Origin of the sequence: Pseudomonas sp. CFII68 (genome assembly GCF_000416195.1) — a bacterium.
Classification (GTDB): Bacteria; Pseudomonadota; Gammaproteobacteria; order Pseudomonadales; family Pseudomonadaceae; genus Aquipseudomonas; species Aquipseudomonas kilonensis.
In genome coordinates this window covers 1-10,621 of record NZ_ATLN01000066.1, presented here as the reverse complement: position 1 = coordinate 10,621, position 10,621 = coordinate 1, and the positions used below count along the sequence as shown (strand labels likewise).

The window sequence follows — 10,621 nt, the reverse complement described above, 5'->3', positions numbered from 1 at the left end:
GGGATGGAGTGAATGGTTGTCAGCGTGGCAGAGCAGGAAATGCTGGATGGGCGCCTAGTCAGGGCGCTCGACGAAAGCTGGGATATACCGCTGGAAATTCATCTGACCCGTCCAACAGCGCCACTCAGTCAATCGGCCGAAGCGTTCTGGGCCCGGGTAGGGCAGTGACCCGGCGCGTTTCATGTAGCGCGTAGCGTAGCCGTTAGACCAGAGCCATGTTCGATCGCCCACATCAGCCGCCGCGCTGTATCTGCTCCAGTATCAGGCTGTCGGTGATGTTCATGTCGTCCAGCAGCAGAAACATCTTGCTCAGCACCTCGGCCATTTTTCTGTCGGTGTCGGCGAACGGCAGGTAGAACTCCGTGGAGCTGCTGCCTGCGGGCACGATGCACAGGTAGTTGCCAGGTTCGATATGGATGGCCGCGCTGCCCAGGTGAATGCGGTAGTTCGCACGCTGGCCGGTAATGTGCAGAAAATGCCCTTCACATTTAACGTTTTGCAACCCTAGCCCCTGAACCAACTCACCGACCAGTTCGGCGCGTCGTTGCAGGGTTTCTTGGCTGGTGCTGTAGTCGTCTGCGGTGTGGGCCACGGAGACCAGCAGGTCGGCGTCGCGCATGATTTCCGAGAACAGCAGCGGTGGTACTTGCTCAAGGGGTAGGGCTTTTTGGTCGCGGTAGAACGCAATCGTGTCGAAGGTAAAGTGTTCTGTTTCCGAGAGGTAATGGCCGGTGTCCAGAAAGTTGAACAGGGCGTATATGCCGTGCTCTTTGCTCTCGTAGTAGATGTCCTCGACGCTTGAGGTCGACCAGTTGCGGACCTGCAGCAACCGGGCGGCGACTTTACCTTTGAGGCGGTGACCGGCAAATCGGTTGGACCACCGGCCGGTGTCTCGCTCAGCAGGTGTTAACAGGTACAGCTCGCGAAAGGCCTGTTTGAACGGCTGCACGCGGCGATGGGTCACCACTTCTTTCTGCCAGGCCGACAGTTGTCCGGCCGTGAACAGATGAAAAGGGTGAGCGATACGCAGAGTCCTTTCAGCGACGTGTTGGCGGCCTTCCAGGTCAGTCACCGTCAGTGTTGCGGCATCGAGCCAGCCCAGCGCAGCGTCGTCGGCCTGCACAATCAGCTGTTCGAGCAGCAGGCGAACCGCGGGCATTTTCAACAGCGGCTTCAGGTCGTCCAGAGCCAGGGTTTCGCCGCTGCTCATCATCGCTTCCAGGGTGCGGCAGAAACGGGCGATCTGTTCCTTGAGCTGGGTCTGCTGCGTTTTGAGGGCAATGAAGTCTGGGTTTTTGCGCACCGCCGGCGGTGCGGTCTTGAGTGTCTTTGCGGCTTTGCAGATGTGCAGCGTGGGCGACAAGCCGTCGATGATGAGCGTGATGTCATAGCCATCGATGGTGGCAGCCGTCAGCGCGGATTCGGCGATCTGCGATTCCATGGCCCATTCCAGGCGAATCGCCGAGGGGTAACCGGCGGCACGCGCCAGGTTTTCCAGGCCTGCCTGCACCGCTGCGTGGGAGTTGGCCTGTCGCTGAGCGCCGTATTTGCGCACCTCTTTGTGCAGCTTCTTGAGTGTCAGATAGCGCTGGCGTACGTCGTCCGGCCCCGTGACGGGCAGCAGGCCATAGATGCGCATTGCCGGCTGTGCGTGGCGGGACAACTTCTTTTCCAGCGCCGGTCGACCGATGCCCTGGTAGGCGTCGAGCAGCACACGCGTCTCGGGAAACGCCCAGTGCGAGGGTTCGAGTGCCGCGAGGTATTCGCGCAGGTGGTCGGGGTCGGCCTCGGCCAATGCCTTGTCCAGCAGGTAGCGGTCCACCACACCCACGGTTTCATCCAGCGTATTGGGCAGGTCGGTGCCCCAGCCGGATTGAGGTGCCAGGGCAATGTTCAGGTATTCACGCTGGAAGGCTTGCAGATCACTCCAACCGAGCGCGTCGAGCACCACTCGGCTGGCTTGTCCGGCGTAGGGCAGGGCGGTCAGCAGGCTATTTCTGGAAAAACCGGTCAGCGCCGCGAGCAGCTCTGCCGATGGGGTCCTGGGCAATTGCTGAAGCGACAGGAAGCGCTCGAGCACCGCGGCCGTGTAGCCGAATCCATCGAGAAAGTTATCCGGCGTCATGCCCAGTCGTTCGACGACCGCCAGGGCCTGCAACAACCAGCGGGTCTGATACACCTCTACCGAACGGAAGGTGTCAGCCAGCTTCTCGGCGTTAGCGGGCAATCCAGCCAGGGCGTCCTCGACATAACGAACGGTGAAGTTCACCAGTTCAGGGGGCACCGCAGCAGCTTCTTCAGTGGGGGGCTCATCGCTCTGGGACGACTCATCATCGAGGCCTTCGTCTTCCGGGGCCTCGTCGTTTGAATCGTCCTCGTCGAACGCTTCCTCGGCGTACCGATCCAGGTCCACATCATCGCTGTCCAGCCCGGTGTCGTCGCAATAGAACATCATGGCGCGGCCCCAGGTATTGGCTGCCCGGACGAAGCGAGGGTAGTCGAGGCGGCCCGCTTCCAGCAGGCCCAGCGCGATGCGCTGGATTTCCTTGTGCACGTAGATATACGCGTCGGCGATTTTCCTTTGTTCGTCACCGGGCGCTGAAGGGGGCTGCTCGCGGTTCCAGCTGCCGTCCAGCAACCATTCGGCGAAGGTCTGCCAGGCCGGGGTGGGCGGGTAATTGCTCAGGCGATTGATGCACGCCGGGACGTCAGGCAAGGCCCAGGCCTGGTCCGGGCTTCTTCGGTAATAGGCCGGGCCATCTTCGTCAGTGGGCAATGGATAGTCACTGTCCTCGAAAGCAAATTGCAGCATGTGCTGCAGTCGCGCGCAGATCTGCTCCAGTGAATAGGCATCCGGGTGAGCCGTGATCCACGCATCGCAGAGTCGATGTTGCAGTCCATAGCGCTGTTGATCGCGACGGTCCTCCAGATCGTCCCAAACGGTCGGGAACACAAAACCATCAGCCAGCGCTTTGGGCCCCTCCTGGGGATGCAGCCTGACCCAGTCATCGGCTATGCGCAGGCAGTCGATGCCGTCCCAGAAATCGGGCTCGAATTCGTCATATTGGCTGAGCTCGGGATAGTCATCCAACGCGCTATCACAGAATGCTCGCAGCGCAGCGAGGCGTGTGGCTTGATCGGGCACAGGGCGGCGTGATTGCATGAGGGTATCCGAGGGAAGTGAACGACGAAGATCAACCGCCAATCAGCGGCACGAGGCGGATAAACGCGAGCGTGGAAGGGGGGCTCAATTCGATTGTCTCATCGAGACTTTGCAGCATGACGCCGTTGTGCAGAACGCGGAACGCACGGGCTTCAAAACCCTTCAGGGCTCGCTCGACTTCAACGCCGACATCCAGGTCTGGAGGTGCGCTGGCTTGGGGCATGACCACCGCGCCTTCACTGGCTTGCTGAAGAACGTCCCGCTCGCTCAGGTATTGGCGGTCGAGCACTTCACGCAGCGACACGTGTTCCAGCCAGTGCTGGACCGACAGCGCGGCGATCTGCTCGGCCACGGTCAGGCGAATGAGCTCGGCGACCGTCAAGGTCAACGAACTCGGTGTCAGGGTGACAGGGGGCAGCAAAGGCTCCTGGCGTGCGCCTTTCAGGCAATAGCTATGAACCACTAACTCCATGACGCATTCCTTGCAAGCCAGGCCAGCCGGGGGGATGGCGCATTAGCATATCCCGATCTGCGATAAACTTCATCGCGCTGCGCGCTCGGGCGGAGTAATAGAAGCCTGATAGGTGAACGATTATGGTTGGCATGAATCCATCGCATGCTCCGGTGTTGTGGCTGCGATCTCAACAGTGCCTGACTACATCCAGAGCAGGCGTGCCGGTCGAGACGTCTATTTAATGTGTCTTTAAAGGTTCAGGGCTTAGGCGGTGAGAGCGGAGTCGGCAAGATGGGCGTTACTGCCGCACTACGGCAGCTATTCAAGGATTCACGAAATAGATGAAGCAACTCGTTCAAGAAAGCTACCAAGGGCCCGTGCCAAATGTCGGTAGAGGGGCTGCTGTCCATATAACTTTATGAGCAGCTTCTCTTGATTTTCATTATAAAAATACAACCAGCCAATTTGATGGTTCATGCAGTATTCTTTAGGTTGTCACCAAACCGTTACATAAAAGGTTTCACGCCGATAAGCATTCGCTGTCATCGAATTTATGTGTCACCATTCTCGATGGCAAAAAGAGCTTGTGCTCGTGAAAAATAAAGGTTAAAAATTGGATCCAATATGGAGCTCGGCTCTTCGGTAGCCTTAGGCTGCTGATTGTCGTTCATAGGCCTTTTATGGATGAGGACTTTAGTCCCAGGGACGGTTGATTTGAATCCAATGCATACTGAGTCTGGCAGCTATAGCACGCCAAGGGCTAGGAGTGGGTGATAGCTATCTGAATATCTGTACTTGTCCTTCACGGGTCGCATGAACCTGAGTGTTGACTATGCGCGGCAAATAATGGCTGCGCTAATGATGGCTCCTGCAACCGCTCATGTTCGAAAAGCGCAGCACGCCTTGCTACGTTGGTACTATGAAAAACAAAGCAATTACGTCGAACGTTCTACTCATGGGGGCTGCGATTATTTGGGGGTGTGCGTTTGTTCCTCAAAAAATTGGCATGGATGCAATTGGACCTTTTTGGTTTACAGCCATACGCTTTGCTATCGGAACAACTCTGATACTGCCTTTGCTTTATTTTGAGAAAGACACCGCCAAGCTCACCTCAAAGGATTGGATGAAAGGGATTGCTGTGGGTGTAATCCTTTTTGGTGGGATAAATCTTCAGCAGGTGGCTTTAATCTATGCGTCAGTAGCCAATACTGGCTTTATTACTGGCCTCTACGTCGCGCTCGTGCCTTTACTTTGCCTGTTTGCTGGGCAGCGCCACGGCGCCGGACTTTGGGTTGGTGTGATTTTAGCGATGATTGGTCTGTATTTGCTGAGTGTCCATGGCGCATTGCAAGTTAACCCCGGCGATCTGCTTACGTTGCTCAGTTCTGTTTTTTGGGCGTTGCAAGTGATAGCTCTTTCTTCTTTCTGTCACAGCCTGCCGCCGATTAAGCTTGCGATAATCCAGTCAGGAACATGCGTACTAATGTCGTTGGTACTTGCACTTTTTGTGGAGCCTATATCCGGCCAGATGGTTCGAGACGCCTACATTCCGTTGCTATATGGAAGCGTGATGTCAGTCGCGGTAGGTTTTACTTTGCAGATTCTGGCTCAAAGACATATCAAGGCAGCACATAGCGCGATCATTCTTAGCACGGAGTCCGTGATCGCCGCAGTCGCTGCCTGGGCCATCCTCGGAGAAAGTCTGGGGACCAGGGAGGTTTTAGGATGCGTCCTGATATTGGCGGGTACTCTTATAGCTCAATTTTCCGGTGCACAGTTGAGTACAGCCCCCGTGCCCAGCGCAGAGGGAAGGCAAGTGACGTAAAGCGTCTGAATCTTTTATCCGCTTGAGACCAAGGAGAGGGCAATGACCGCTTTAGAGAAAACGCTGCTGTCAGAAGAAGAGCGCGAATCGATGACAGCTAATCCCGCAAGGCAGGACGAAGCATTTTTGAAAGGCGCCTATGCTTATCTGTCAAACACTGCTCTGACTGCAAGATACTCTGTAATTTCCGGAATTATCGAAGAGTATGATTGCGACCGAATACTTGACGTAGGTTGCTACACCGGAGGATTAAGAGCTTCTCTGAATCGCCACAGGGCATACCATGGAATCGATATTTCGACGCATGCGATATTAGACGCTCGTAAAAATTACTCCAACTTTGAGCGAACTCGCTTTACCGTTGGTGATGTTCGTACAGTCAGGTTTCCCGAGGAAAGTTTCACCTGCGTCGTATGGGCCGGTATCGGATTTGGTTATTCGCAGACCGACAATCAGTCTTTTACAGACCTGTTTGATAAGACATGTGAGTTTTGCAGCGAAGAGGGGATCTTGATTTTTGAATGCATAGAAGGATACTCTTGGATACAAGCCCATATAGAGAGGGTGAGTAAAATTCTCAATGTGCTACAGGTTACATATCCGTTGGCTACAGTTCATAATAAACGCACATTGTTTGTTTCTAGAAAAATCTGAAGCAAAAAAACGCTGCTATTCATAGCAGCGTTTTTTATTAGCTCAATTTGTTTTCCGTCAGTCTAAGTTGATTGCCAAACGGGTCGGCTATTTGCAGTGTGGTCGATGCCTCGGTATGACTTACAATGACAAGTTTTCCAGCCGGCAATCGGGTGCGAAGCTCAAGATAAAACTGATCAATACCTGATACATGAACCATTACTACCGCGCCTGGCTCTGCATCACCTTCGTGTTCGGTGAGATGCAGAACTAGTTTGTCTTTTCGGATTTGCAAATACACAGGGTGGTTTCGCTGCTGATAGATCCAGTCTATTGTAAAGCCTAGGCAATCTACATAGTGCTCTCGAGCGAGCCGCTCTGAGGAAATTTTGAAAACCGGTATGGCAGTTGCAAGTTCCATGCGTGCGTACCTGATGTTGTCCTTTCCGGAGATTACTTAAATTGAAGTATTAGATCAAGTGTAACGTTGAGCGAAATGGCAGTGCCTAATGATGGTCTAAGCGGTGAGCTCGAAAACTACGGTTTTCGTTATCAGCGCTTCTTAATCCCGCGTTGAGTAAATCTGCGTTGTCAGTCAAGCCCCGGCAAACACCTTCGAATGAACTTTTCCACTCGCAGTGATAAGTCCATGGATTATGAAACCAATATCTCGCCATAGAGTTGCACCAACGAACGAGCAGCGGCATTCGTCAAATACATGGGGTTCACTTCATTCGAACTAAATCCAGGGTGGGTGGTGACTTGGCAGTACATTGCCTGGCCCAGGGGGAGGTCAGAAAACGGTTTTCTTGAAGGGCGAGCGGATACGCCCCGATAGAACGACAAAATGGCGAGCACCTGTACGACGACGGCTCCTGTCACGACGGTGACGGCGACGATGGTGAAGGCGGAGTGCCCATGCGTCCTGCCAGACTGAGTCGCTGTTTCATCAATTCGATCGAAGAAGGCCTGGCGTACAGGGCGGATTTGAATCGCCGACTCGACTTGACAGGACTTTCACCGGACAGCCCGTTGCCCGCGTTGCCGGAGGAGTCTGAGTTTGATGGCATTCGAACTGAGCGTTGGTCAAAAGCTCCAGTACCTGGCTACTGATCGGAACGGCGGAACACCTTGCCGATAAGCTTTCAGCGTTATACGAATCGAATGCCGTCGATGGCTACAACCTCATGTTTCCGTTTTTGCCAACGGACTTCGAAGTATTCAAGCGCGGCGTGGTGCCTTTGCTGCAAGCCAAAGGAGTTTTCCGCAAGGAATATGAACCTTTGGCTTCCATCGACAGCGTCACCTACGACTATCTTGCAAGAGACAACAGTGACGAGATAAAAGGCCTGAAGATCCTGGCGCGAAGTGTGCGCAGTCCCTGCCTGCCTTACATCACGTCGATTCATTGAACGGCGACGGACGCAGATTCAATCAGGAGCGCAATGAACGAAGCGTTGAAACAGCTTCCTGAGGTTGCTTGAGCGCTGGTTATCAAGGAAGTCTTGCCGGCCAGTGAGGCTGACTATGAGTGTCTGCTGGAATATGAGCGCAGCGCGACCCATCGCGGCTTTTCATTTGTATTTTAGCGGTGCGCGCAAGAGTGATGTCTGATCAGGTCGTCAGGCTGTCATTGCACGATTGGTGGCAACAATTTGCTCATGAGTGAACTGACTGTCGGGGGCCATGAACTGGGCCAGAAGTGCGTCCCGGTTTTGAGGCGCTCTCAATTTATCAGCCGCACATAAGGCTGATTTCAGCTCCGGCAGTGTTAGTTCTGTGCAGTACGCAGGCGTGCCTGGTTGCTGATGCCAGGAGCTCTCAAGGCTGCCAGCGGCAAGTGCGGTGAAGCCGGTATCCTCGACAAGATCCTGCGCAATTGCCTCAGCCTTGATGTCATCCCCAGCGACCGGCAAGGCGATGCGTGTTGAGGACCCGGCGGGTTGGCCTTTGTCGGCAAGTGTCGCTGCGAGGAGGGCGTTCCATGCCTTAATGACCGGGCGGCCAATTTGCTCGCTTACCCAGACGCTTTCGGGTTTGCCGTCGTCAACTTCCTTGATTGCCCCGTCACGTCCCGGATAGTAATTGGACGTATCAATGACGACGACTTTCTCGGGAACATGGCTCAACGTCTGCTTGAGATCAGGGTATTTGGCGAAGGGAATCGAGAGGATAACAACGTCCACCTCGGACACCGCCTCTTCCTTGGCCACCGCCTGTACACCGATTTCGTTGGCAAGGTTCTGAATGCTCTGCGGGCCCTTCGAGTTGGCCAGTTTAACTTCATGGCCGCACGCTGCTAGCTTACGGGCAAGGGTAGCCCCGATGTTGCCTGCGCCGATAATTCCGATTTTCATTCCAATACCTCCTCGCATAAAACACTATTCAGTTACCGCTTGGCTGGGTGTGCGAATGAATTAAGCGTGTCGCGAAGATCCAGCAATTCTTCAGGCGTCAGCTGACAGGCGGATTCAATCTTTTCAGTAATTCCCCAAAGCTCATGCCGAAGTGCCTCGCCTGCGTGAGTGAGCGCGATGAGCACGCGACGTTCATCGGCTCGGTCACGCGTTCGAGTCACAACGCCAAGCAACTCCAGCCTCTTCAAAAGCGGCGTGATGGTGCCGGTGTCCATGCCGAGCTTTGTACCGAGATCTCCCACTGCGCGAGGCTGTGCAGTGAAAAGCTCGAGCATCACAAGGTACTGGGAGAATGTCAGGCCAAATGGCTCCAAAAGCGGCTTATGCAGCCGCGCCATTCGGTTTGCTGCGCCGTAGAGAGCAAAAGACAATTGCTGGCCTACCTCGCGTTTCTGGAAATCACCTTGTTTTGTCATTTGTCTAGTCAGCTATTATCTAGTGCGCTACATAAAGTAGCGCACATGTCTCAACGCTTCAACCACACGGGGTAAGAATCTCCTTCAGGCGCTATTCAAACAAGCGGTGGCCCATCAAGGCAGGTACCACTGACACGGTTAACCTCATTCTGCCGGTGCTTTGTATCCCGCAAGCATGTTCAATATCTCATCATGCGCACCGTTCGCTTCAGCAAGCCGCAATGGTTTGGCGCGTTCGACGACAAGTTCCCGTGGGGTCGGGGTAATCTCGAGTAGCTCGAAGATTTCGTTCAAGAACTCGTCCAAAGGCATGGCGTGTTCGTCATTTTCCTGCCCAAGCAAAGTGGTGCGCACACCCGGTGGCGCAAGCTCGATAACCTCAACTGACGAGTCCTCCAACTGCACGCGAAGACTTTGAGTGAATGAATGGACGGCCGCTTTGGTTGCGCTGTAGGTCGGTGTTGCAGGCAGCGGGACGAATGCCAAAGCCGAACTGACATTGATGATCGTTGCACTGGGCTGTTTGATCAGTTGGGGAGTGAATGCGTACACCATGCGAATCGTGCCCAGCAAGTTCGTGGTCACGATATCTTCGGCGGTGCTCAGGTTTTGCGGATCAGTCAGATCCTCCCAGTGCATGATGCCCGCGTTATTTATGAGCACGTTCAGATTCGGGTGGCTGATCGCAAGCGCTTCGCTGGTGCGCTGGATGGATTGTGGATCGCAGACGTCCAGCAATACCGATTCAAGACCTGGATGTTCCGACACGATCTTGTCGAGCAGAGCCTTGCGCCGTCCCGCGATGATGACGTTGTTTCCCGCCTTGTGAAGCCTGAGCGCCAGACCAAGGCCGATGCCTGAGGTGCTGCCGGTAACCAGGATCGTGTTGCCAGTGCTGTTCATAGTAAACTCCGGTAAGGGTATTCAAGCGGACAACTGTCCACTTATTGAAAAATTACCGGACAACTGTCCGCTTTGCAATGCAGCGAAGGAAAAACTTTGCCCAGGAATGACGAATTGGCGATGCGTTCTGACGCCAAGAAAAACCGAGAACGAATTCTGAAGGTCGCTGTGACGGAGCTGACACTCGATCCTGCGGTCCCGCTGAGCGCGATTGCGAAGAAAGCCGGCGTGGGGCAGGGCACGTTCTATCGCCATTTCGCCAACAGAGAGGCGCTGGTCTTCGAGGTTTATCAATTCGAAATGCAGCAAGTGGCCTCGCTGGCCGAACAACTGCTCGCGACAAGACCGCCTAAGGAGGCCCTGCGAGAATGGATGGATTGCCTCGTTGAATATGCAATGACAAAGTCCGGACTTGCGACCGCGATTCGGCAAGCAGCCTCTACTTACGAGTTCCCAGGGAAGTCGGGATACGCCCCCGTCCAGGCAGCCGCCGAGTTGCTTTTGAGGGCAAATGAAAAGGCCGGAACGATTCGCAGCGGGGTGACCCACGACGACTTTTTTCTAGCCACTGCCGGAATATGGCAAATAGATTCCCAGGGCGAATGGCGCTCACGTCTCGCCAGATTGATGAACCTGGTCATGGATGGTCTATGCGCTGGCAGCCCCGAAAGCCTGAAGAAAGAACCGTCCAGCACTGAGTGACCGGAGGGAAGTAGAGCGACTATCAAGATCGTCTATCAAACGAAAGCGCAAGATTACTGCTGCTGCACCACGGCCGATCATGCCGTATTCGAAGCGGCATGACCGGGG

At 54.7% G+C, this 10,621-nt stretch carries 10 protein-coding genes and 1 pseudogene; 5 read left to right on the top strand and 6 right to left on the bottom strand.

Annotated features, from left to right (window positions below; all coding sequences use genetic code 11):
• Positions 1–21 precede the first annotated feature (21 nt).
• Positions 22–168 (top strand): annotated as a pseudogene (locus tag CFII68_RS27885) (LysR family transcriptional regulator); the annotation flags it as partial.
• Between the two features lie 64 nt (positions 169–232).
• On the opposite strand, the gene CFII68_RS17070 reads toward CFII68_RS27885, so the two are convergent.
• Together CFII68_RS17070 and CFII68_RS17075 are read right to left on the bottom strand one after the other, a co-directional pair.
• Entirely contained in the window at positions 233–3,163 is a 2,931-nt protein-coding gene (locus CFII68_RS17070; RefSeq protein ID WP_018605293.1) for a DUF4132 domain-containing protein, read from the bottom strand.
• A 31-nt stretch (positions 3,164–3,194) separates the two neighbouring features.
• A complete protein-coding gene (locus CFII68_RS17075; protein ID WP_018605292.1) occupies positions 3,195–3,635 on the bottom strand; it encodes a hypothetical protein in 441 nt (146 codons plus the stop codon).
• 901 nt (positions 3,636–4,536) lie between these two features.
• Here CFII68_RS17075 and CFII68_RS17080 point away from each other — a divergent pair.
• Both CFII68_RS17080 and CFII68_RS26305 read left to right on the top strand, forming a co-directional pair.
• Complete coding sequence (locus CFII68_RS17080) at positions 4,537–5,442, top strand: DMT family transporter (RefSeq protein ID WP_177325042.1); 906 nt, start codon at positions 4,537–4,539, stop codon at positions 5,440–5,442.
• A gap of 42 nt (positions 5,443–5,484) precedes the next feature.
• Positions 5,485–6,096, top strand: coding sequence for a class I SAM-dependent methyltransferase (locus CFII68_RS26305; protein ID WP_018605288.1), 612 nt, complete (start codon positions 5,485–5,487; stop codon positions 6,094–6,096).
• A 37-nt stretch (positions 6,097–6,133) separates the two neighbouring features.
• On the opposite strand, the gene CFII68_RS26645 is transcribed toward CFII68_RS26305, so the two are convergent.
• Positions 6,134–6,496 (bottom strand): glyoxalase superfamily protein, encoded by a 363-nt coding sequence (locus CFII68_RS26645; RefSeq protein WP_018605286.1) that lies wholly within the window; start codon positions 6,494–6,496, stop codon positions 6,134–6,136.
• A 661-nt stretch (positions 6,497–7,157) separates the two neighbouring features.
• Here CFII68_RS26645 and CFII68_RS17085 point away from each other — a divergent pair.
• Positions 7,158–7,487 (top strand): Luciferase-like, subgroup, encoded by a 330-nt coding sequence (locus CFII68_RS17085; protein ID WP_018605284.1) that lies wholly within the window; start codon positions 7,158–7,160, stop codon positions 7,485–7,487.
• 210 nt (positions 7,488–7,697) lie between these two features.
• Here CFII68_RS17085 and CFII68_RS17090 read toward each other — a convergent pair whose 3' ends face one another.
• From CFII68_RS17090 to CFII68_RS17100, 3 genes are all read right to left on the bottom strand, one after another.
• Complete coding sequence (locus CFII68_RS17090; protein WP_018605281.1) at positions 7,698–8,432, bottom strand: NADPH-dependent F420 reductase; 735 nt, start codon at positions 8,430–8,432, stop codon at positions 7,698–7,700.
• 32 nt (positions 8,433–8,464) lie between these two features.
• Complete coding sequence (locus CFII68_RS17095; protein ID WP_018605279.1) at positions 8,465–8,908, bottom strand: MarR family winged helix-turn-helix transcriptional regulator; 444 nt, start codon at positions 8,906–8,908, stop codon at positions 8,465–8,467.
• A 144-nt stretch (positions 8,909–9,052) separates the two neighbouring features.
• The gene (locus tag CFII68_RS17100) at positions 9,053–9,811 is read right to left on the bottom strand and encodes an SDR family oxidoreductase (RefSeq protein ID WP_018605277.1); all 759 of its coding nucleotides are present in this window, start codon (positions 9,809–9,811) and stop codon (positions 9,053–9,055) included.
• A 120-nt stretch (positions 9,812–9,931) separates the two neighbouring features.
• Between CFII68_RS17100 and CFII68_RS17105 the strand changes: the two genes are divergently transcribed.
• A complete protein-coding gene (locus CFII68_RS17105; protein WP_018605275.1) occupies positions 9,932–10,513 on the top strand; it encodes a TetR/AcrR family transcriptional regulator in 582 nt (193 codons plus the stop codon).
• Positions 10,514–10,621: the final 108 nt, after the last annotated feature.